Origin of the sequence: Bradyrhizobium diazoefficiens (assembly GCF_016612535.1) — a bacterium.
Classification (GTDB): Bacteria; Pseudomonadota; Alphaproteobacteria; order Rhizobiales; family Xanthobacteraceae; genus Bradyrhizobium; species Bradyrhizobium diazoefficiens_C.
This window is the reverse complement of sequence record NZ_JAENXS010000001.1, coordinates 3,198,661-3,221,841: the sequence shown is the minus strand read 5'-3', so window position 1 is coordinate 3,221,841 and position 23,181 is coordinate 3,198,661. Positions and strand designations below refer to the sequence as shown.

Below are 23,181 nucleotides of genomic sequence, written 5' to 3'. Positions count from 1 at the left end.
TTTCGCAGGTGAAATCTTCTTATCTATCTGATAGCTGATAATTATGCCAACTCATCTTGGGGACAAAGAAGAGGACATTTCGGCGGCTCTTGATCGCGGCGAGCCGGTTTCTTCCATGGAACCGCTGCTCATTCGAGAAGATTCCCGCCATCGAAGCGAACTGACCGATTTGGCGGTTGAGCTCGTGGGCAAGTCGGCCGGCTTCAAGAGAAGCCTACCGCAGAGCCTGATAGGCTCCTTGGCCGATCTCATCCGAGCGATGAACTGCTATTACAGCAACCTCATCGAGGGACACGATACTCACCCGGTCGACATAGAACGCGCCCTGAAGAACGACTATAGCGCAGATCCCCGAAAGCGCGATCTTCAGCTCGAAGCCAAGGCGCACATCGCAGTGCAAAAATGGATCGACGAAGGTCATCTCCGCGGTCGCGCCCCGACCATAGAGGGCGTTCGGGATATCCACCGCCGCTTCTGCGAGCACCTTCCCGACGCGATGTTATGGATCGAAGAACCCGATACGAAGGAACGACTTCGTGTTGTGCCCGGCGAATTGCGGCTTCGCGGCGTCAAAGTGGGACGTCATATTGCCGTCAGCCCTGGCGCTGTTCCACGCTTCCTCTCCTATTTCGAGAAAGCTTACAGCGGTGCAGGAAAAGCCGACGCCATTCTGGCTGCGGCTGCCGCGCATCATCGCCTTTTGTGGATTCACCCCTTTCTCGACGGTAATGGCCGAGTCACGAGGCTGATGTCGCACGCCATGCTGTTGGAAGCGCTCGATACCGGGGCCGTTTGGTCGGTGGCGCGCGGGCTTGCTCGTAGTGAGGCCGCATATAAGCAGCATCTCATCCAATGCGACCTTCCGCGACGCAACGACCTGGACGGCCGCGGCAACCTCAGTGAAGAAACGCTCGCATCCTTCACGCGCTTCTTCCTCAAGACCTGCATTGACCAAGTGAACTTCATGGAATCGCTGATGCAGCCAAATCGGCTGCGCGCGCGCATATTGCTGTGGGCCGAGGAAGAAACTCGCCTCAGCAAACTCCCCCCCAAAGCGGGCGCCGTAGTCGAAGCAATCCTCTATCGAGGCGAGCTTCCGCGTGGTGATGTCGCCGCTCTTCTCGATCTCACACCACGTCATGCACGGCGCATCGTGTCAGAACTCCTCAGCCGTGGCGTCCTTACCTCAAGGGGATCACGCGATCCGTTGCTGTTGGCTTTTCCTGCCACCCTTGCCTCGCGATGGATGCCAGGACTCTTTCCGGAGCACACGGCGAATGACTGATGAGAGCTTTAGTGCATCCATGGATACGGAGGCGCGTAAAGCGGCTCTGGAGATCATCGCTACGCTCGTCTACATCAAGAGGATTGCTGCGGATCGCCTGCTGAGATCAGCGAACGTCCCCGACGATCTCATCAAACGCTTTCTAAAAGGCAAGGATGCGACGACGGGCGGCGCGCTCTCGAAGCGCCAAGCTGCGTCGCTGATATTGGATGAGCTTGCGCAAACAGGCCAAGATGGGGTCGTCATTCGCAATCTGTTGAAGATTGCGGCTGATTGGACCGCCTTCGAACTCGCTCAGGATGAATACAAGGCACGCGCCGTGGTTCAGAAGGCGCGGGAAATGGTCGGCACACTTGCCGAAGCCGACGCGCGTGAGAAGGCGCATCGCGATGCAAAGACAACGACGGCGGCTGCGCGCCAAAAGGCTGACCGCGAGGCCAGCCTCAAACGAGAGAGCGCACTCCTTCTCGCTCAATTCGAAGCTCACGCTGTCGAGGAGAACACGCAGACACGAGGGTATCTGCTCGAAGATCTGCTCAATCGTCTTTTTGTGCTTCACGGCATTCCGATTCTGCGCGGCTTTCGGCGCAACGCAGGCGCCGAGCAAATCGACGCTGCGTTCGAATTGGAGGGCTGGCACTACCTCGTTGAATGTCGCTGGCGAACCAAATTGGCGAATATTCGTGAGCTTGACGGACTTTATGGACAGCTTGAACGATCTGGGATGCAAACAATGGGACTGTTTCTGTCCGTCAATGGCTGGTCAGACAACGTCGTCCCTGTCATGAAGCAGAACCCGAACAAGCGCATCATACTGATGGAAGGCTATGATCTCCGTACCGTGCTTGCGCAACCGGTCGACCTCCGCCGCCTACTGAAGGCCAAGTTGGGCGCGTTGAACCTCGAAGCTGAGCCTTACTTTTCAGTCGCTAAAACAGCGACGCCTTCCATCCGCCGAACGAGTGGAACGCCATAGGCACTGGGATCGGGACATTGATGCCGACCATGCCGACCTTGATCTGATGCGCAAATTCTCGGGCGGCATCCCCATCGCGCGTAAAAATCGCGGTGCCGTTGCCGAACTCATGCTTGTTGATCAGGTTGGCCGCCTCCTTGTAATCTTGAGCACGAACGACCGACAGCACGGGGCCAAAGATCTCTTCCTTGTAGATCTTCATGTTTGGCTTGACGTGATCGAACAGGGTACCGCCCACGAAATAGCCGCCCTCGTAGCCTTGCATCTTGAAGCCTCGGCCATCGACGACGAGCTTCGCACCTTCGCTGACGCCCGAATCGATATACTCGATCACCTTTCCCTGGTGTTGCTTCGTTACCAACGGCCCCATTTCCGCCTCGGGATCCGTGCCAGGTCCGATCTTGAGCGCGCCAACCCGCGGGGTGAGCTTCGCCATCAAGACATCGGCAGTGCGCTCGCCGATCGGTACGGCGACCGAAATGGCCATGCATCGCTCGCCTGCGGATCCGTAAGCCGCACCCATCAGGGCGTCGACGGCTTGATCGAGGTCTGCGTCCGGCAGAACCACCATATGGTTCTTGGCACCCCCCAAAGCCTGGCAACGCTTTCCGTGCTTGGCGGCGGTCTCATAGATGTATCGTGCGATCGGCGTCGATCCTACGAAGCTGATTGCGCTGATGTCCGGGTGATGCAGCAAGGCATCGACCGCTTCCTTATCGCCTTGAACCACGCTGAAAACGCCATCGGGCAACCCAGCCTCCTTGAGCCACTCGGCGATCAGAAGCGAGGCCGACGGATCACGCTCGGACGGCTTCAGTATGAAGCAATTGCCGCAGGCGAGAGCGACGGGAAACATCCACATCGGCACCATCGCGGGAAAATTGAACGGGGTGATGCCCGCCACAACGCCGAGCGGTTGGCGCAACGAATGGCTGTCTACACGCGACCCGACATTTTCGGTGATCTCGCCCTTCAGCAGATGCGGCGCACCCGTGGCGAACTCAACAACTTCCATGCCACGCTGACTTTCGCCGACGGCATCGGCGTGAACCTTGCCATGCTCGGCACTGATCACGGTCGCCAGCTGCGCCGTCCGTTCCTCGAGGATGCGGAGGAATTTGTTGAGGATGCGCGCACGACGCAGAGGCGTCGTCACCGCCCAACCTTCGGAAGCCTGGACCGCAGCCGCCACGGCGCGATCGACGTCTGCACGGCTCGCGAGAGAAAGCGTTCCAGACCGCTCGCCTGTAGCTGGATTAAATGCCGGCTGCGTCCTTGTGCCTTCGCCGGCAAAGCGCCGACCGCCGATGTAATGACCGATCGATTGAGACATGGCTAACGACTCCGGAAGATGGTTCACCGATATGTACTTGCAAGCTCCCGGTCCTTTGCGAAGTGCTCGCCGTATCGATGCTTCCGGTGCCAGTTTCTCAATCTTCCAACAAGTCCTTTTCTTACTGCCGCTATCGCATGAAAAATCACATCGCCACCAAGCTATGTTGCGGATCGCGAACACCTCGAACACGGGAAAAGGTCGATGAGCCTAGATATTGGAGATAGACTGCGCTACTTGCGCATTCGGCACAAACTATCTCAACGACAACTTGCCAAACGGGCGGGGGTGCCGAACTCCACGGTCTCTCTGATCGAATCCAATCAGATGAACCCGTCGGTTGGCGCCCTAAAGCGCATCCTAGATGGCATTCCGATCGGGTTGGCCGAGTTCTTTTCGTTTGAACCGGAGCAAGCGAGCAAGGTGTTTTACCAGTCCGAAGAACTTGTAGAAATTGGCAAGGGGAAGATCTCCTATCGCCAAATTGGCGAGCACCTCATCGGCCGGGCGCTCCAGATCCTGCGCGAGCGCTACGCGCCGGGCGCGGACACCGGGAAGGTGCTTCTCGCCCATGATGGCGAGGAAGGTGGCATCATTCTATCTGGTCGCCTGGAAGTGACGGTAGACGGTGAGCGCAAAGTGCTCGGCCCAGGTGATGCTTACTACTTTGCCAGCCGCAAACCGCACCGCTTCCGGTGCGTGGGACCGATAGCTTGCGAAGTCATTAGCGCCTGTACACCGCCAACGTTCTAAGCATGAGGCTAGTCACTGTCCCGGACAATTGAGACGTGGGCGGCCACTATGCGCCACCCCTCTCTGGTGCGGACCTAAGTTTGCGACTGGCGGCCGACAAGTCCGGTTGCCTCGCGCACATACTCAATATCTGTGGTGCCCATATCGTTTCCGAACGTGGTGATAACTTCGCGCGTAACCTTCCGCTTAGGTGCGCCCCCGATCTTTGAACGATTTTTGCGATAGGCGCTTATTTCCCTGTGCCCGTACAGGTTTTCGGCTACGCCATACCTGATGGTCTTCGGGGAATTGAAGAACAGATGATCAAGAATCTCCTGCCTGTTTGATGCAAGAGCAGCTTCGTACTCCCGGAACGCCTTGGTGAGTTCTGCTAAAGGTCCTTCAAGATTAAGCTGCACCGCCGCAGTCCTCCATTCCGGATATAGTTCGCTGGCTTATCGCTACCTACCCAACCCCCGGCGACAAAGCTAGACGATCTCGCGAATTCAGCTGCAGAGCATGTCTACGATCTCGTCGATCTTTACCCTCGAAGCAATCAGTGACGGCAGGCGACAGATCTATCGTGTCGCCCACCGATCGTATCGCGCTATGCAGCAGATCGCCTCTCGCCGTGAGTCCGAATCGGCCCAATCAACTCGGCAAGAAGCTCCGCCGTAGCGGCCGAGAGCGTCCAGCCAAGATGTCCGTGTCCGGTATTATAGAAGATACCTGGGCGCGATCCGGCACGAACCACGGGCATCATGTTTGGCATCATAGGTCGCAGACCTGCCCATGACGCTACTTTCGACGTCTCAACGTCTGGAAAGTGGCGACGCACCCATGATATTAGTGGGTCAATACGATCCGCCCGCACGTCGCGATTATCGCCATTGAACTCGGCCGTTCCAGCCACCCTGAAACGATCCTCGCCTAGCCTGCTCGTCACAATCTTGGCCGCCTCGTCCAACAGGCTCACACGTGGAGCAGATATTTGGCTCTTCTTAGAATTGAGCCCGACGGTTATCGAGTAACCCTTCACAGGATAGATGTTTATTCGATCTCCAAGCATGGCGGCGAATCGTCTGCTTGAAACTCCGGCGCAGATGACGATCGCGTCGGCATCTATCGAGTCTGCATCACCTGAACGATTGGTCCAACCTACCTGGACGTGATTGTGTCCTGGAACTAGTCGTTCAACATTCGCCTCGAAATTGAACGTTGCCCCACGCCGCATGCAAGCTTCGGCTAGACCACGGCAAAATTTATGTATGTCGCCAGTCGAGTCGGATGGCGTGAAGAATCCGCCGTAACACGCCGCTTGAAGCGCCGGTTCGATCGACCGAATCTCCTCTGCTGTCACGGGATGGCGGTCAAGCCCTCCTTGTCGAAGCAGATCGTTAACCTTCAAGCCCGCCTCGAACCCCTTCTTGTCCTGAAAGACATGAAGAATGCCGCGGCGCTCCAGGTCAAACTTGATATTCTCTCGCTCCGCCACGCCGAAAAGATAATGGCGCGCAGAGATCGCCAGTCTCGTCGTATCGATAGTGTTTTCGCGATAGTTTCGAATTTGCCAGACGAACTCGGCGAGCCACGAGTACTTATGCCAGCTCGGAGCAACTCGCAAAAGGAGTGGCGCATCCCTCCGTAACATCCACCTCAAGCCCTTAACGATCGTTGCCGGGTTGTTCCATACCTCTGCGTTGCAAGCCGACAATTGTCCGCCGTTCGCAAACGAGGTTTCCATTGCTGGATACCGGTGACGGTCCAAGACGGTTACTTGGTGGCCTCGTTCAAGCAAGGCATACGCAGACGTTACGCCGGTGATGCCGGCGCCTACTATGACGATGTGGCTCATGTTCAGTTCTCGCTCTCTGTACCGGGACAAAATTCACCCAACTCGGAAAGCGAGTTGGGCCGCCCCATCTGTCTCGGTACCTGAGAGCTTCATTCGTCTGCGCGAACAACAAACGAACTTCCCCTTCGGTGGGCACCGCGGTGCCTCTCTCCAGATTTCTTCTAACGAAACGGTCCTTCTGCCTGAGAGTTTCCGGGGCGGTTGCTCCATCGGCGTCGAAACGTCTGATAACGCTCCGATCTCTCCCGTCTCGTTGCACTCTCGAAATTAGAATACGAACAATGCCAACTTCTTCTTGGAACTCTCCTATTTGATCAACTCAGCTTTCATGTCTACACCAATCAACTTCCGCGCGCCAGACTATTGCTTCAAGTCGCTCTTGCGACTCGACTCGCACTAGGGTCTGTTGAGATTCATCTGGAATGGATTACAGCGGTGGCGAGGTAAATCATGGCCTCGAAGCTGCTGTCTGTCTTGTCGCAACGCATTGCTATGCGTTTGAATTCCTTGAGCTTGCCGAAGAAATTTTCGATCAAGTGACGCCATTTGTAAATGTCTTTGTCGATGTCGAGAGGCTGAGCGCGCCTTTGATGTTGCGAGATGACGATCTTGGCCTTGCGTTCGTTCAAGTCTTCGATGATCCAGTTGGAATCAAAAGCCTTGTCGGCGATCAAGCCACCGAACTCGATATCCTTGATCAGGGGCACGACGCCGACGGTGTCAAAGCGATGGCCGGGGAGCAGGATGAACCGCACCAGATTCCCGAGCGCGTCAGTCAGCGCGAGGATTTTGGTGGTCCAGCCGCCTTTTGACTTGCCGATGGCCTGATTTTTGGTCCCCCTTTTGCTCCCTGCCCGTGGCGGTGAACCTTGACGATGGTCGCGTCGACCATGGCGAACTCCATGTCCGGATCATCCGATACGGCATCGAAGATCCGCTTGAAAACACCGGCTTTCACCCAGTCGCGATAGCGTTTGAACACGGTATTCCAGTTGCCGAACGTCGGCGGCAGATCCCGCCATGGGCTGCCCGTGCGGGCGATCCACAGTACAGCTTCCAGAAACAGACGGTTATCGCTTCCACTGCGGCCGGGGTCCCTCGGCTTGCCCAAACAAACCGGCTCCATCTTCGCCCATTGAGCATCTGTCAGAACGAATCGGGGCATGCCAAACTCCTTTCGGAGCTTGAATCACGGACATTCCGTTCTGTGAATCCTGAATCTCAACAGACCCTAGATCGCCGCACGGCCAGATATCGGCATTGGCCATCCTATGTTTCTCAACATCGACGGTGGAGCGTTTTAGGCGTCGCCGTGCCGCTCGCCCTAACTGCAAGAGCTTTTGCATCAGCCCTCGTTGGCGAGCGCTCCTGATTTCCGGTTCGCTGGAAACGGGAAAACCCGCCGCGCTCGAAGCAATTGAAGCAATGCGCCAGTCGCGCGAGCCAGAGCCCCGTTCATCGCATTGGACATCGTCTTCTGGCGTCGAACCACGCCAACTCATGCGCGTCCTCCTAGTTAGAACTATCGGCGAGCGTTGACACCGCTCACGGACTTAAGGACATCGGTCGGCAGGGCATGCTCGCCCTGCTTCAAATCTTCGATTTCGTCTCTCTGAGACGACGGTATTCTTCGGCAGCCTCTCGCATGGTCAAAAAGACCGCTCCTCGCTCTAGCAGAGCCGAGATCAAGCGCTCCAACATCATCATTCGGTGTCCTCTACCGATGACGTACGGATGGCACGTGTATGTGAGCACGCCCCAGTCGCACGCTCGCGTCATATACTCGAAATCATCCGTCCAGTTTTGCAGGACGGCGTTAGAAGCCATCAATCCCTGCATGAGCGACGTTTGAGTTCTAAGGAACTCGAAATGCACAAAGTCATCCAAAGACCAACTGATTGGCATCTCGATGAGAGGCGTCTCCGCGCCGAAGACCATTGCCTCTTCCAACTCGACCTTGTCGCCCTGCCTTACTTGATGGGGCATGTGATCGTCACCCATCAAACTGCTTTCGTACAAGAAGCCGTTCTTCAGTAGAAGATCGACGGTATGGACACTGAGATCCCATGAAGGCGACCTGTATCCTGCGGGGTTAGAACCCGTGAATTGGTTGATGAGTTCGTTTGCCCGAACCAATCCACGCTCTTCCTCCTCCCGCGACATGTTCGCGGGAGGCACGTGCGTCCACCCATGATTGCCGATCTCATGTCCCGCGGCGAGAATGTCCTCCACGGCCTTCGGATATGTTCCGATGACCACGCCGGGAACGAAGAACGATGCTTTCAGGCCATACTTCGCTAGTAGCGCGAGAATTCGACGCACGCCGATGACGCCAAATTCCCCCCGCGAGATTGGGGTTGGCGTGGTCAGCCCTCTGGCGATCATGCCGGACATGGCGTCGAAGTCGAACGTTAAGCACGCGATATGTCTGCTCATTGGCGAGCGCCTTCCTTCACCAGCTTACATCAGCTTCGAATGAGCCGTTTCCTTCAGCGAAACCACGGCAATTGTCGAAACGACAGCCGCTCCGATCAGATAGAACGTCGGAGCTAAAGGTGAGCCCGTTGAACTGATGAGGAGCGTTGCGATGTAAGGCGCGAAGCCTCCGAAGATCGCAACTGATAGGCTATAGGCAGTCGACATCCAGGTTGAACGCCCGTCCGTCGGGAACAACTCGGCGATTGCCGCCGGCCCGGGTCCCGAGAAGGTCGCGAGCATCAGGGCGAAGATTACCTGCACCAGGATTGCAACAGCGAGGCTGGAGTACGTAAGCAGCGCCGAGAACAATGGGTAGCTCAACACGAGGAAGCTCAGCACCGAGATTAGGATCAGCGGCTTGCGGCCCACCCGATCGGAGATCAGCCCCATCAACGGGATCGCTGCGGTGATCACGAGCAGCCCGATTGTGTTGGACCACAACGCCTCCGCACGGGCCAGGCCGGCATACTTTTGCGTAAAGGTCGGCATGTAGCTGAGCATTGTGTAGAAACTGACCGTCCAAAGAATCGTGAACCCGAACGCTTGAAGCGCTGCACGCCACGGCACGTCGCGGGAAACCCGCTTCTGCGCCTTAACTTCACGGAACGCAGGGGTATCGTCTACATTCTTGCGAATATACATTCCGAGCGGCAGGAGCACGCCTCCGAGGAGGAATGGGATGCGCCACCCCCAGTTGCTCATTTGCTCTGGCGACAACAGTGTCGCCACCAGGGCGGCCGCTCCGGAGCCGATTAGCAATCCGCCAGCGACGCTGGCTTGTTGTAGACTTCCATAGAAGCCGCGCTTGTTGGACGGCGCCCACTCGACCATGAAGGCTGTCGCGCCACCCCACTCGCCCCCTGCGGAAAAGCCTTGCACAATTCGACAAAAGACCAGGAGGACCGGAGCTGCAATTCCGATTGATTCGTAGGCCGGGACCAAGCCGATGCCTACCGTAGAAAGTGCCATTAGCAACAATGACAGCACCAACGCTGTCTTGCGACCATAGACGTCACCAATGCGTCCGATCACGATCCCGCCGAGCGGTCGCGCGACGAAACCAACGCCAAACGCTGCGAAGGCCGACAGCAACGCTGTCGTGTCATCTTTTGAGGGAAAGAAGGCTTGCGCGATGGTGAGGGCGAGAAAGCCGTAGACTGCGTAGTCGTACCATTCAACGACAGTACCCCATACGCCAGCGGCGATCGCTCTCTTCACGTGCGGGATTTCTTCTACGGTGCTTCTAACCTCTGACTGGATCACTGCTTCCGTTGACATTTTCCGTCCTCCCTCTGCTAATTGACTGTCCGCCGCGCAAATCAGTGTTGGATGAAGTTGGCTCCCGAACATTGACATCGCTCGGCGCTGACCCGATGGATCGCAAGCGCCAGCACTTTGGCTCGATCGAGCAACGTCGGGAGTTCGACGTACTCCAGCGGCGAGTGTGATTTCCCCCCGACCGGTCCCACCCCGCACAGAGTCGGAGCGCCCTGCGCACTTGCAAATCCAGAGTCGGAACAGCCGCCGGTAAGTTCGCCCTCTACTTGGATGCCCAGATGAGCGGCCGCCGTTTTGTAGATGTCGAACAGAGCTTTGGAGGCGCTTGTCTCCTCGAGAGGCAGGAACTCGCCTTTGATTGTCAGCTTTGCAGATGTCTCAGCCGTTCGGCAATCCTCTGTGATCTCCAGAATGCGGCTCAGAGCAGACGCACGATCCTGTTGTTCGACGAAGCGCAGATCAATTTCAGCGGCGGCGTAAGGCGCTACCGTGTTGACGGTTTGGCCACCGCGGACGAGTCCGACGTTCAGAGTTATTCCTTTTCGCTCGTCGGTTACTCCCTTAAGCCGAACGATCTTGTCGGCGAGTTCGTTGATCGCGGACGCGCCGTCGAAGAAATTGACACCAGAGTGAGCCGCCTTGCCAAAGATCTCGAGGACGGAGAAGACGGCTCCTTTTCGCCGCGTAACAATGTTTCCGTTTGGTCGAGCCGGCTCAGTATTAAACACGGCAACGGCCCCGTTGGCATGCCGCTCGATGATCGGACGAGAGAACGGTGAGGCGATCTCCTCGTCACCGGTAAATAGGCCAGTGAGCGGCGTCCGAAGCCCTCCCAGTTCCTTGAAGGCAGCGAGCATGAACGCATTGACGACGACACCGGGCTTCATGTCATTGACGCCGGGACCAAAGGCACGACCATCGCGCACGTGAAATGGTCTTCGAGAGGCCTCACCCTTCTCGAAGACTGTATCTCGATGTCCCAGGAGCACAATCGGCTGCTCGTTGGAAGCAACCGATTGCTGAACCGTGGCGACGATAGCATCACCACGTTTCTCATCGTGAACAACGCTGGTGGAAATTCCAGCATCGTTTAGGAAGCGAATGAGGACGGAGCCAGCTTTATCGACGCCCGCTTTGTCGGCAGAGCCAGAGTCAGTGTTGACCAGCTCCTCGAGCAACGAGACCATCTCCCCCTGATGATTATCAAACCACTTTAGGAGGCGCGCGTCGGCGTCGGCGATATCAGTCATGATACTGTCCCGTCCAAGACAACGCTACTCGGCGGCCTGCACTTCAGTCGCTCGGTACTTCGCAATCCATTCGGCTCGCTTGCGAAGGCTCCACTCGTACTGCGGCGGCCAAATGTCGTAGGCATCGAGCCCCTCAAGCTCGACAGCAGCCTGGATCGGCCACTGCGGATTGAACAGCAGTTCGCGCCCCAGACAGACCAGATCCGCCTGCCCGTTTGCAACGATCGACTCCGCGTGCTTGGGGTTCACGATCAATCCTACGGCCGCGGTCATGATGCCCACCTTCGCACGGACCTGCTCGGCGAAGGGAACCTGGAAACCAGGCCGGCGAGTTAGAGCCGTGGCGACGGTACGGGATCGCTCTGCGTCGATGCCGCCCGAAGAGCAGTCGACCACATCGTAACCCATCTCCCGCAGATGACCCGAGAAGACGAACGTGTCTTCGATGGTCCAGCTTTCCTCAAGGCCGTCGATTGCAGAAATTCGGAAGAACGCCGGCTTGTCTGCTGGCCAATTGTCCCTAACAGCCTTTGCGATCTCCAACGGATAGCGCATGCGGTTTTCAAGGCTACCGCCGTATTCGTCGGTCCGACGATTGCTGACGGCGGACAGGAAGGAGTGGATCAAGTAGCCGTGCGCACCGTGGATTTCCACGACATCGTAGCCACACTCGCTGGCCCGCCTCGCGGCCGAGCCCCAAGACTCAACAATGCGACGCATCTCTTCGCGATCAAGCTCAACGGGCGCCGCCCGCTTTGGATTCGCCGCAATTGCAGACGGCGCGACCATGCGCCAGGGACCTTCTCCTTTGGCGGCCTCGGCGTCACCGAGAGCTTCCGCTCCTTGCCAAGGCCTCTGGCTGCTTGCCTTTCTGCCGGCATGTCCCAGCTGAATTCCAGGCACAGATCCTTCTTTTCGGATGAAGTCCGCGATCCTCTTCAGCGGCTCCTTCTGCGCATCGTTCCAGAGACCGGTGCAGCCGTGCGTAATTCGACCTTCCGGCTCCACGCCAGTCGCCTCGACGAGAACGAGCCCGGAGCCTCCTGTTGCCAGCTTCCCGTAGTGAACAAAGTGCCAGTCGTTGGCGAAGCCATCGACTGCTGAATAGAGGCACATCGGGGATACGACGATGCGATTGGGCAACGTCACACCTTTCAGCTTGAGAGGTGAGAACAGTGGCGAACGAGATTTCTTCATTAGCGCAATCCTCCAGGGGGTGTTTATCTGTGAATGCGATTTCACAAGAAAGCGCTTTCACAGTCAAGTCCCTTTTTTTAAGCAATGTCCGCACATGTAAATGTCCATTCATGAATGCGCTTTATCGCCGCACGAACGGTTTTTACGCTCAAGGATCGCGACTTTTCCTGGATGAGGACTAAGCCAAAACCGCCCCACTCGGGCTTGTGAATGCGCTTCCATCGCTATAATTATTGTAAATTCAATTTGTTAGGAGAAAGACGTTTGGCTGAGCGAAGAACTCGGGCTGGATCGAAGCCGACGGCTGGCGCCCCAACGATGGAGGATGTCGCGCGAAGCGCCGGGGTATCGCTCGCGACAGTTTCTCGCGTGATAAATCGGCCGGATCGCGTGGGCGCCGACATTGTCGAGAAGGTGCGCGCCTCGATTAAGACTCTGGGATACATCCCCAACGGATTAGCTCGCGCCTTGGCGAGCAAAAGCACGCGAACCGTCGGTGTGGTTGTGCCGACCATCAATGGCGCAATTTATTCCAGGATGGTCACCGCGCTACAGCAGAGCCTGGAACAACAAGGACTCGTTCTCTTCGTCGCAACTCACGAATACTCTCTCGCCCGCGAGCTCGAGAGCGTTCGCGCGCTAATCGAGCGAGGCGTTGATGCCATGATACTCGTCGGGCAAACGCACAAGAAAGATGCATTCGATCAGATTCGCCGAAAGCAAATTCCGCTCGTTTTGATGTGTGTGTACGAACCGAAAAGCGAATGGTCCACGGTGGGATGGAGCAACAAGGCCGGCGGGACGCGAATCGCCGATCATCTGGCACAGATTGGCCATCGAAGAATCGGCATCATCGGCGGCATTGCTTCTGATAACGATCGTGCAAGGGATCGCGTTGAAGGCTTCATCTCTGCGTTTCGCCAGAAGAACATAGAAATCCACGATGATTATATCGTGGAGTGCCGCTACGATCTCGCCGACAGCGGACGAGCTCTTCGTCAGTTGATGGAAAACTCCAGCCCGCCAACGGCGATCTTGTGCGGGAACGACGTGCTTGCCACAGGAGCTCTGCTGGAGTGCTTGAGACTTAAGATCCGGGTGCCGCAAGATCTCTCCATCACGGGCTACGATGATTTGGACTTGGCGGCGCACCTGGTCCCATCGCTCACAACCCTGCGCATTCCAGCGGATGAGATTGGCCGCCTGTCGGCACAAACCTTGATTGGATTGCTGGAAAACAACTCCAAACCTCGTCACGTAGATGTGGACGTGGATTTGATATTGCGCGAAACGAGTGCGCCGCCAAGCCACTAGCCTTGCTTTGACTATCGTCGGGATGCAGCAGGTAGACGCACTTCGCGTGTTTTCGGGGGCAGCAGGTCGATCAGGCTTTGCGCTTTTTCACGGCGCCCGGTGCAGCAGGTCCGGCACCGTTACCCCAGTAGAGCCCGGTTTGGGCACAGATCGCCGCCTGGAGGAGCACCCATGGTACGCGGCGCGATCATGACCTGGCCATGCCGCGCCAACAGTGCGCGCGCTTCCGAATATGATCGACTCGCCCCATAGAAATGGTCCACGACCTGAGGCGTGGTCAGACGGCCTGAGCTGATGAAGTCATCCCCACAACTTCCCGGAATCGCGAGCATTATTGGCGCGGCGGTGCGCCCTCGAAGATTCCGTACTGGGCCATTCAAGGCAACACTTCAGGCCGAGCCGAATGGTGCAGCGTCCGGAATTGTACCCCACCAAAACAAGGAGGCGACGGCTATGTTTTGTGTGTGGCACACTTCTTTGCCAACATTTGGAAGGACAACTGGTCAACAGAGCCGCTCGTAGCGCTTACGCTTAGGAGCAATCGGATGATCACGCCGCTTCGACGGAACTGGAGTCCAAAAGAATTGTTCAATGCTCTTACGCCGGCGATGTTCAGCGCCGAACCATCGGTTGTGCGCGCACGTTGGAATAAATTGTGGCCTGACCTGTACACGGAGTATGACGCCAGGCATTTGAAATCCGAGTTATCCGTCCGCAATCTGATTGCCACCGATGAAGCTCGGGCGTTTTTTACTGTCTGGGCCGCGGACGAAGAGCGTCACACCGATGGCTTTGTCCGCATCATTGAACTTGTCGCCAATGGATCCGAGAGGAACCTCCGAGAGAGATTGGAGGCTCGACCGCATGATTTCGGTGCGATCAATGATCACCTCACCGACGAGTTCTCTGTGATGGTTATGATCGCATTCGATGAGATGTGCACTTGCCATGCCTATGCCGCAGAGAAGCCGTTCTATACCGAACTTCGCAACGACATCTTCCTTCATTGGCTGCGAGAGGTGGTTGCCGACGAGGCGATTCACTCGATGAACGCCGTTAACGTGATCCGCGCACGCTATCGCGACCGTGTTGGAGAAATTGGTGCAATGCTCGATAGGATAATCAGCCACCTTGATGATCTGAGCTACGCTGGCACCTTCCTCCTGGACTATTTCGGCGCCGCATACACGAAGGAGTTGCTCGACAAATGCCGCGTCGCGATCCTGAGAAATGTCGAAAAACCTCTCCAGGCCGTAGAGCGAGACAGATGGAGCCACCGCCCGAATTGAGGTCGATGCCGTGACCCCGTTGGGGAGTGATTTCGGCGCGGAGCGCCCAGGGCTGGCTCTTCGGGTTGCACACCATCGGTGCGAGCGATCAGGCACGCTGGCAATGGTCACGCCTTGCTCTGACGAGAATACCTTGAGGTTTGTATCTACTCGTCACGATATCGCGGTACGTAGCGATCGATGCCGACTCCGAACGAGAGATTTTACCGCCCATTCTTGCGGTCGATGGCTGAACCAAAACGAACTGTCTCGCCGAACGGTCTCTAGTGTTATAGAGAGCCATTCAAACAATGGATATCTTCGATCGCGCGGTTGTGAGCTGGGTGGGGCACAGCGGTTGGCACTGTCGAGATGATTGGAGATGCCATGGTCGACGATTCGCAGAGAGACGGGCGCTGCACGGGATACGATGATCCGACCGGTAACGGCTCGACCCTCACTGCCTTTCGTGCGCTGCAGCTCTGAGCCCCCGCAGCGAGCCTCGAAAAGCTTCCGGTACTCTGATTTAGGGGAAGAATGCGTGCCTTGACATTACACAGATCTCGAAAGCGGCGGCATCATTAGCCTAACCGCTCGAAGATAACGTTGATGTCAGTCTTTGCAGCAAGCCGGTATGATCTGCATTCCATCAGCTTGATAATTCGAGCCGTGTTGCCCTCTAGAAAGTGCTCACTCGGCTCGCACTGGATGACAGCGGGTTTGATGCGCTCCCAGTCAATGGCCTTCACGAGATCGTAATCGAGCCCTTCGCAATCGATCGACAAGAAATCGACCTTGTTGGCATAAGGGAACAATAGCTCGTTGATACCGAGTGCGCTGACCTCGATATGATCTCGGACCCCTCCTACGCCCTCGAAATTTCCGAAGCTTTTGATATGCGCCTCATCCAAAGAAGACAACTCATGAGCGTTTCCGATGAAGAGCGTCGCAGACGACTGCGGAGCCGGCAAGACAACGGACGGCACAAGAACGTCTCTCGGGCGCGCGGTCCGGATCAGCGATCCAAGTTCAGGATTGGGTTCAACCAGAACGCCGTTCGCGCCTCGTTGATAGAAAAGATAGGTATTCGAGGTCGAGATGGGGTGATTGGCGCCGATCTCGACATAGAACACGCTGTCCCAGGATCTCTGGCTTTTGTAGAGTCTTGCAGCCAAGAGTCCTTCCAAAATAACGTCTTCTCCGGCTTGTGCGTAGCTAACCGGGGCGAAGTGTTTGATCCGAGAGTTAGGAAGATTGAGCCTATCGATTTCCTGGTTTATGCACTGGTTTTCAGACTCGGAAAACATACGCTCGCGCTCCATGTCAGCTGATGCAAATAGCTGTCGCATGCGCCCATCTGGGGAGACAACTGGTGATCCTGATAGTTGACAACGCCTACGCAACTGCGCGCGGTTCACGACAAAGCGCCTCCGCCTGAGCGTTCGCAGCCGAACCCCGCGGCGAACTGTGCCGATGCGGCCTTCTGCAGTTGTTGCGAGGCAGCTCTCTCATTGGCTTTCATAAGCGATCTTGGTGCGAACGACGCCTCACGCTTCCCTTTATCATTTGACGCAAAGCCGCAAAGCGATCGCGACCGCGTATTGTTGCGCGGTCGCCAATTTGGCGTGAGGCTTGAATACTCGGAGGAAACGGACCGGCTGCCGGCCCAGGCGACCGCCCTTTTGTCGGCGCTACCCTCGACTGCGCAAGACGTTGCGCCGAGATCAGATGCTCAGATGCTCCAGTTTTCGCCGCGCTGCAGGCCCGTCCAGTGTGGTGAAAGCCTCGTCATTAGCCGCTATTGCTGTCACATGCCTACCGTCGGAGGAGCGATCCAACGATTTCTCTCGAACACTGACATGCGCCAGTTGCGAGGTCGCGGACGCGCCAGCGTCGCCTCCCTATCAGAACACTCTGCACTGGGTCCGCGGCTCGAGCCAATTCGCCATCGCTGTGCACAGGACAAAGAGATTTATGGGAGGGCAAGATGGGGCAGCGTGAGTTCGCCCTTGCCCGCAACGACAGAGACATTAAATTTGTGCGCGGCGGCAGTCAACACTGGCACCGGAATCGCGCTCTCCCCCGCCAAGCGCACAGCGCACTCAACATCCTTTGCCGAATTCGCGATCGAGATAGCCAGAGCATCGGGCTTCTCGCCCAACGTGAAGGCCACAAAGGCTTGAAATATTCCGCTGTTAGTGGCGCCGCGACCGACCAGAGAGCGGAGCGTGATGAGATCGATGTCAAGTCCGTGCGCAAATTGGCACACCTCCGCGGCTACAGCAGCTATCCCCATAGTCATACTGTTGTAAACAAGCTTGAGCTTGTGGCCTTGTCCGACAGCACCCACATGAAGAACCGTCTCACAAAACCCAGAGAGAATGCCTTTAGCCACAGGAAACAGCTCTTCATTCGATCCAACGATAGCATTGAGAAGGCCTAGCTCTGCTTGTTCAGGGCTCCGCGTTACTGGTGCATCCAACAGGCTCAGGCCACTTCTTTGAGCTTCCTCGGCCAACGCGACTGTCGAGGCAGGATAGGAAGTCGAACAATCAATGATCAATCCTCCTTGGGGCATATGGACGAAGAGTCCATCTTGACCAAGGCACACTGCCTCAACTTCCCGACTGGATGGCAAGGACAACACGACGGCACTTACATGCTGCGTCAGATCCGCGATCGAAGGATGTTCAAGGGCACCCGCACAAGTCAAGCGATCCGCACCGAAGCGATTCTTGTTGGCTTTGATGTGCAGCTCAATCTGGCGACGCAAAAGGCTGATGCCCATACCGGTACCCATGCGTCCGGTTCCGATGAGGCCTATTCTCAGCTTCGAGGTTTCGGGAAGGACGTTGGGTGACGATTCCTGGCCAACCATGATCTAAGCATCCGGGAAAAAGCCATGCCGTTTCAGAATCGGCAAGAGCTCATAATGATTTTTAACTGTGTAGTCTGGACGCGCTGCCCGCAGGCGCCATTCCGAAACAAATCCTCCAGTAATGGATATGCTTGTGAGGCCGAGATTACGTGCAATATCTATTTCGACCGGCATATCACCAATGATGAAGGTTGACGCCGGCTCGAGGTTGTTCTTCTGCATGTATAGACGAAGCCGATCGCCCTTGCTCATCGATTGATATTGACTGGCGCGGCTTTCAAAGGCGATCACATCGTCGATGTAGCCGTCGATTTCAAGTCGTCTCAATTGGGCGCGCAGAGGATCGACTATGTGGTTACTAACGATGATAGAGGAAGCCGCTTGTTGGCGTGCCAGCTCCAACATTCTGCGCGCGCCCTCGCGCAAATCGGCTCTACTGGCAAGAGGTTCGTAGGTGTCGTGAAAGATGGCACTCCCATCCTGATCTACCGCTGCGACCTCGTCTCGCGACATTCCGAGACTGCGATAAAGAAGAGACAGAGGAACGTCGCAATGTTCGCGAAAGGTGTTCATGTCGATTGCCGCATGCCCAAAGCGATCTAGTATGGAATTGGTGGTTTGGAGCAGTGCGGACGCGTCATCGAGCAGCGTCCCATTCCAATCAAAGACGAGGGTCGGTTTCATGATGTACCTCGAGAGCGCGTCGATTCCAGGTGGAAACACCGGCGAGCAATTGGTGCAAGCTTCTATTCGCGCGCTTCTGTCCCGCAGGAGTGGGCATCTCGAATGTAAACGGCGACAAATCGAAGTTGTCTGGCCTGCAGGGCAGCGACGATAGGAGAAGTGCGAACGGCAGGTACGCGATCGTGGCAGCGTCGATGGATGCCGCGACATTATGTTCAATGATTCCGAGAACTTCGATCTGCATTCTGTGAAATCGAAGGCTTTCCGTGCGGTGTTCGGGGGCCAGTCGCTTCCATATCTGCCAGAATGCCAACTCATCCAGCGTGTTGATACCCATGCCATAGTAGTTCGGAGCCACAATAGGGGGCGAACCAATCGCCCAATGTACGGCTTTAGCCCCAGCGCCAAGTAGCATACTTGTGACAGCCCGGCTGGTATCGCCACGAATGAGGGCCTCGTCGACAATTATTATTGTAGCTTGATCAAGATTAGGTCCTGACACGCGGTACTTTCGAGAAATGGTACACGTCCGCTCGCTGGGTGCACCAATGAGGGTTCGCTGAGAAGATTGCGTTTCGACTACTTCCTGCCGCTGGGCGAGCACGCCGTATTCGGGGAGAGCTTCAAACAGACCATCAGCGTACGGCCTCCCAGTATGCGGCATTGACGAAACGATTATCGGCGCGGAATCTGGTTCTGATTGCACTCGCTTCGCAACAAGGCCAGCAAGAGCGGCGCCGATGTTATAACGCGTTTCGAAATGTGATTGGCCTTTGATCGATGTCTTCGGGCTTCCCAGGTAGAGGGTTTCGTAAGCGCAAAGTTTGGCTTTGTGCTGCCCGCAGCTCACCAAACGATCAACGCAAGCTCCCATTTTTCCGTCTATATACTTGATGTGGCCCGGTAACATTTGCCCTGTCTTGCCTTCCAGACCGGCAAAGGCACAATTTTCAGAAGCAAAGAGCAAGAAGCCGTCGTCTGTTTGCATAGTTTCCAACGGACGCAAACCCGATCGATTGCGGTAGGCAACTAGACTTCCCTCTCCGTCCAGGAAAAGCGCGCTAACAGCCCCATCAATACGATCATCAATGTCGCGAAAGACTTTTTCATAATTGACGGCCAGGCCGTGCCGCCAATAATCTCTTTCACAAGAGCGTTCAACCCACTTAAGCAAAAGCTCATCATCCGTGTTGTCGCTTAACCTATAGCCCTCGGAGAGCAATTCTCCTCTAAGTTCACGGGCATTGACCAAGGCTCCATCCAGAGAGATGGCCAAACTGCGACTGACACCCGCATTGTGGCGAATTGGTTGCGCGTTGCGATCGCCGGCGCCGGCGCCGCGGCATCGACTACAAATATGGGCGATTGCGACATGGGGCCTGAAATCCTGTTCATTGCAATCAATGCGCAGTGCATCACATGATGGCTGAAGCGCTCTCGCGTATCGAGGACCTTTGTCGTACATGAAAGCTGCAACGCCGACCCCCGCCTGTCCACGAAGTGCAAGTTTCGGAACCATGTGCCTGAGCCGATCGTAAACCGTCGCCCGTGACGTGCTTGAAGAGCATCGAAACGCAGCAGCTACGCCGGACATATCTTGGCTCCCGTCGCTCAAGAAGCGACGTACCGGTCCATTGCAGGCGAATGTATTTAGTCGGCAAGGGAGCGAATACGTGGTTTCGCTTTCCTTTTAAGCAAGCGCCATACCACTTCCTCGATCGCTTCGTGTGCGCGCCCCCAGTGCGACGTTCCTAAACACATTTGATCATTTGGTTTGCGAACGACGATCTCGCGCGGCCGACTCCCGACAAATGTCTGAAGCCGGACGCGTTCGTATTCGTACGAAAAGAGCAAGCTCTGAATGTTGTTCCTCCCAATCCTGGGGGCGCCAGTGAGCCAGTTTTTGTGGGCCGTGCTGAGCGCCGCATTCGCAAAGGTGACGCCCTCACCTCGCCTGGGGGCCAGGCCTAACCAACAGTTCGGCGGCGGGCTAGCTAGCGCTCTGTGTGATCGCAGTTGGCCGTTCCCAAACCTAAACAAGACAGTCTTGCCCGAAGCGATTTTTTTGCGCCTCGCTACCGACGAGAGTTCGCGGGCAAAAAGGCTTCCGACCCAGAAATGGGATCGTCGCACTCATGCAAATTGTCGGATCGACGTCCTGGGAATTGCTTCGTCTTGTATGCGCCAAGCGGGATCGCTTGACCAAGCTGAAGAGCAGTGTTTGCGGAGACGCTGTTGGCCTTCTGAACCGCCCCGGGTTTGCCGGAGGCTCCAACTCCTGAGAGGATGGGGCCATGACAAGCAAGACGACGAACAAGTTTTCACCCGAGGTCCGGGCCCGTGCGGTTCGGATGGTTCTGGATCACGCGAGTGAGCATCCCTCGCGCTGGGCGGCAGTGACGTCGATTGCCACCAAGATCGGCTGTACGCCGCAGACGCTGCATGACTGGGTCAAGAAGACCGAGGTCGATAGCGGTCAGCGGGCCGGCGTTCCGACCGACATGGCCGAGAAGCTGAAGGCCCTCGAGCGGGAGAACCGGGAGCTTCGGCAAGCCAACGAGATCCTGCGCAAGGCGAGCGCGTATTTTGCGATGGCGGAGCTCGACCGCCGGTCCAAGCCATGATCGCCTTTATCGATGATCATCGTGGGGCGCATGGGGTCGAGCCGATCTGCAAGGTCTTGCCGATCGCCCCCTCGACCTACCACGCCCATGTGGCCAAGCGGCGCGATCCCGCTAGGCTGTCCGCTCGCGCTCGGCAGGATGCTGCGCTGAAGATCGAGGTCCGGCGCGTGTTCGATCAGAACTTCTGTGTCTATGGCGTGCGCAAAATCTGGCGACAGCTCAAGCGCGAAGGCTTCGATGTTGCCCGTTGCACAGTGTCGCGACTGATGCGGGACATGGGTTTGCAAGGGGTTATCCGCGGCAAGCCCGCCAGAACCACGATCAGCGACAAGGCCGCGCCATGCCCGCTGGATCACGTCAACCGCCAGTTCAAGGCGCCAAGGCCGAACGTTCTCTGGCTCTCCGACTTCACCTATGTCGCGACATGGACCGGCTTCGTCTACGTCGCCTTCGTCATCGACGCCTATGCCCGCAGGATCGTGGGCTGGCGAGCCTCGCGCACGGCACATGCGAGCTTCGTGCTCGATGCGCTGGAGCAGGCACTGCATGATCGGCAGCCGGTCCATCGCGGCGGGCTCGTGCACCATAGCGACAGGGGTAGCCAAGGCGGATTCAAGCGGTCGTCGCAACACTCACACATTGGAGGTTGCGATGAGTATTGGAGGACGGAGATCGGCACGGTCTGGACGCGCGCCATTGCCATCGCCGGGGCGGCCACAGGTGGCGGGGCGTGATGAACAGGGCAGATTTTGGCGGGGGATTGCCGCGGGGCTGAGCAGTGAAGCAGCTGCGCTTGAAGCCGGAGTATCGCAGCCTGTCGGATACAGATTGTTCCGAAAGGCGGGCGGCATGCCACCAGCAATTTTCCGGTTTTCGGCAAAGCCGCTCTCCGGGCGGTACCTATCGTTGGCCGAGCGCGAGGAGATCGCACTTCTCAAGGTGCAGGGCCACTCCATGCAAGAGATCGGGCGCCGCCTCGGTCGGTCCGCCTCGACAATCTCCCGTGAACTACGACGCAACGCGGCTACCCGAAGCGGCGGGCTGGAGTATCGGGCGACGACTGCCCAGTGGCATGCAGACCGATCGGCATGTCGGCCCAAGCTGACCAAACTTGCGCTCAACAAAACCTTGCGCACTTATGTGGAGGAGAGACTTGCCGGCGTCGTCGTGGCACCGAGCGGCGCTCCCGTTCCCGGCCCGGTCGTTCCGTGGAAAGGTCGCCGGCATGGCCCGCGAAGAGATCGGCGATGGGCCAAGGCCTGGAGCCCGGAGCAGATTGCGCGACGCTTGCCGATTGACTTCCCGGACGACGACACGATGCGCATCAGCCATGAAGCCATCTATCAGGCCCTCTTCGTTCAAGGCCGGGGAGCGCTACGCCGCGAACTGACGGCCTGCTTGCGAACGGGACGCGTGCTACGAGTACCTAGAGCGCGCGTAAGAAGGCGAGGCAAGGGCTTTGTCTCGCCGGAGATCATGATCAGTCAACGGCCCGCCGAAGCAGCCGATCGAGCAGTGCCGGGACACTGGGAGGGAGATCTCATCCTGGGTCTTGGCAGCTCAGCAATTGGTACGTTGGTCGAGCGTACCACGCGGTTTACGATGCTGCTCCATCTTCCCCGTCTCGTGGGGCACGGCGAAGCTCTGCGCATCAAGAACGGACCTGCGCTCGCGGGACACGGAGCTGAAGCCGTACGGGACGCGATTACTCGTACCATCACCACCTTGCCACAAGAACTGCGCCGTTCGCTGACCTGGGACCAAGGGGCCGAAATGGCCCAACATGATCGTCTCAAGATCGACGCCGGCGTGCAGATCTACTTTTGCGATCCGCAGAGTCCTTGGCAGCGTGGCACTAACGAGAACACCAACGGGCTGCTGCGTCAGTACTTCCCCAAAGGCACTGACCTCAGCGTACATAGCGTCCAAGAGATCACCGCCGTTGCTGCTGCCCTAAACGCCCGACCGAGAAAGACGCTGGGATGGAAAACGCCAGCGGAGGCGCTTGACGAGTGGCTACCATGAATGA

General features: G+C 57.1%; 17 protein-coding genes, 2 pseudogenes, 1 riboswitch and 1 other annotated feature. Of the genes and pseudogenes, 7 read left to right on the top strand and 12 right to left on the bottom strand.

Annotated elements, in window-relative coordinates:
- Positions 1-43: 43 nt before the first annotated feature.
- Entirely contained in the window at positions 44-1,285 is a 1,242-nt protein-coding gene (locus JJE66_RS15240) for a Fic family protein (protein ID WP_200515034.1), read from the top strand.
- Positions 1,278-2,261 (top strand): hypothetical protein, encoded by a 984-nt coding sequence (locus tag JJE66_RS15235; protein WP_200515033.1) that lies wholly within the window; start codon positions 1,278-1,280, stop codon positions 2,259-2,261. Before JJE66_RS15240 ends, JJE66_RS15235 begins: the two co-directional genes overlap by 8 nt.
- Here JJE66_RS15235 and JJE66_RS15230 read toward each other — a convergent pair.
- The gene (locus JJE66_RS15230) at positions 2,215-3,594 is read right to left on the bottom strand and encodes a CoA-acylating methylmalonate-semialdehyde dehydrogenase (protein WP_200515374.1); all 1,380 of its coding nucleotides are present in this window, start codon (positions 3,592-3,594) and stop codon (positions 2,215-2,217) included. The genes JJE66_RS15235 and JJE66_RS15230 overlap by 47 nt on opposite strands.
- Positions 3,595-3,798: 204 nt before the next feature.
- Between JJE66_RS15230 and JJE66_RS15225 the strand changes: the two genes are divergently transcribed.
- The gene (locus JJE66_RS15225; RefSeq protein WP_200515032.1) at positions 3,799-4,347 is read left to right on the top strand and encodes a cupin domain-containing protein; all 549 of its coding nucleotides are present in this window, start codon (positions 3,799-3,801) and stop codon (positions 4,345-4,347) included.
- 74 nt (positions 4,348-4,421) lie between these two features.
- Here the strand turns inward: JJE66_RS15225 and JJE66_RS15215 are convergent, their stop codons facing one another.
- The 7 genes and pseudogenes from JJE66_RS15215 to JJE66_RS15185 all read right to left on the bottom strand — a co-directional run bounded on the left by JJE66_RS15215 (position 4,422) and on the right by JJE66_RS15185 (position 12,384).
- Positions 4,422-4,745, bottom strand: a complete 324-nt coding sequence (locus JJE66_RS15215) for an AtzH-like domain-containing protein (RefSeq protein ID WP_200515031.1) — start codon at positions 4,743-4,745, stop codon at positions 4,422-4,424.
- Positions 4,746-4,933: 188 nt separating this feature from the next.
- Positions 4,934-6,181 (bottom strand): D-amino acid dehydrogenase, encoded by a 1,248-nt coding sequence (locus JJE66_RS15210; RefSeq protein ID WP_200515030.1) that lies wholly within the window; start codon positions 6,179-6,181, stop codon positions 4,934-4,936.
- A gap of 160 nt (positions 6,182-6,341) precedes the next feature.
- A riboswitch (glycine riboswitch) is annotated at positions 6,342-6,439 on the bottom strand.
- 224 nt (positions 6,440-6,663) lie between these two features.
- Positions 6,664-7,307 (bottom strand): annotated as a pseudogene (locus JJE66_RS15205) (IS5 family transposase); the annotation flags it as partial.
- Positions 7,308-7,771: 464 nt separating this feature from the next.
- On the bottom strand, positions 7,772-8,617 hold the full coding sequence (locus tag JJE66_RS15200) for a polysaccharide deacetylase (protein WP_200515029.1): 846 nt from the start codon (positions 8,615-8,617) through the stop codon (positions 7,772-7,774).
- Between the two features lie 24 nt (positions 8,618-8,641).
- Positions 8,642-9,937 (bottom strand): MFS transporter, encoded by a 1,296-nt coding sequence (locus JJE66_RS15195; protein WP_200515028.1) that lies wholly within the window; start codon positions 9,935-9,937, stop codon positions 8,642-8,644.
- Between the two features lie 41 nt (positions 9,938-9,978).
- Positions 9,979-11,187, bottom strand: a complete 1,209-nt coding sequence (locus tag JJE66_RS15190) for a M20 family metallopeptidase (RefSeq protein ID WP_200515027.1) — start codon at positions 11,185-11,187, stop codon at positions 9,979-9,981.
- Positions 11,188-11,211: 24 nt separating this feature from the next.
- Positions 11,212-12,384 (bottom strand): NADH:flavin oxidoreductase/NADH oxidase, encoded by a 1,173-nt coding sequence (locus tag JJE66_RS15185; protein ID WP_200515026.1) that lies wholly within the window; start codon positions 12,382-12,384, stop codon positions 11,212-11,214.
- 318 nt (positions 12,385-12,702) lie between these two features.
- Here JJE66_RS15185 and JJE66_RS15180 point away from each other — a divergent pair, with 318 nt between their 5' ends.
- Together JJE66_RS15180 and JJE66_RS15175 are read left to right on the top strand one after the other, a co-directional pair.
- Entirely contained in the window at positions 12,703-13,698 is a 996-nt protein-coding gene (locus JJE66_RS15180; protein ID WP_200515025.1) for a LacI family DNA-binding transcriptional regulator, read from the top strand.
- Between the two features lie 545 nt (positions 13,699-14,243).
- Complete coding sequence (locus JJE66_RS15175) at positions 14,244-14,987, top strand: hypothetical protein (protein WP_246756205.1); 744 nt, start codon at positions 14,244-14,246, stop codon at positions 14,985-14,987.
- Between the two features lie 560 nt (positions 14,988-15,547).
- On the opposite strand, the gene JJE66_RS15170 is transcribed toward JJE66_RS15175, so the two are convergent.
- The 4 genes from JJE66_RS15170 to JJE66_RS15155 form a co-directional block, all read right to left on the bottom strand.
- Positions 15,548-16,315 carry an FkbM family methyltransferase gene (locus JJE66_RS15170; protein WP_200515024.1) on the bottom strand — a complete coding sequence of 256 codons (768 nt, stop codon included), beginning with the start codon at positions 16,313-16,315 and terminating at the stop codon, positions 15,548-15,550.
- A 623-nt stretch (positions 16,316-16,938) separates the two neighbouring features.
- On the bottom strand, positions 16,939-17,844 hold the full coding sequence (locus JJE66_RS15165) for an NAD(P)-dependent oxidoreductase (protein WP_200515023.1): 906 nt from the start codon (positions 17,842-17,844) through the stop codon (positions 16,939-16,941).
- Positions 17,845-17,847: 3 nt separating this feature from the next.
- Positions 17,848-18,528, bottom strand: a complete 681-nt coding sequence (locus JJE66_RS15160) for an HAD family hydrolase (protein ID WP_200515022.1) — start codon at positions 18,526-18,528, stop codon at positions 17,848-17,850.
- Positions 18,506-19,993: a hypothetical protein gene (locus tag JJE66_RS15155; protein WP_200515021.1), complete on the bottom strand. Its 1,488-nt coding sequence runs from the start codon at positions 19,991-19,993 to the stop codon at positions 18,506-18,508. The genes JJE66_RS15160 and JJE66_RS15155 overlap by 23 nt, the downstream gene beginning before the upstream one ends.
- An 829-nt stretch (positions 19,994-20,822) precedes the next feature.
- Between JJE66_RS15155 and JJE66_RS15150 the strand changes: the two are divergent.
- Positions 20,823-21,757, top strand: a pseudogene (locus tag JJE66_RS15150) (IS3 family transposase); the annotation flags it as partial.
- Positions 21,107-21,223: a sequence feature (AL1L pseudoknot), on the top strand. Its footprint overlaps the pseudogene before it by 117 nt.
- A 46-nt stretch (positions 21,758-21,803) precedes the next feature.
- Positions 21,804-23,177: an IS30 family transposase gene (locus JJE66_RS15145; RefSeq protein WP_210349678.1), complete on the top strand. Its 1,374-nt coding sequence runs from the start codon at positions 21,804-21,806 to the stop codon at positions 23,175-23,177.
- The last annotated feature ends 4 nt before the right edge of the window (positions 23,178-23,181 follow it).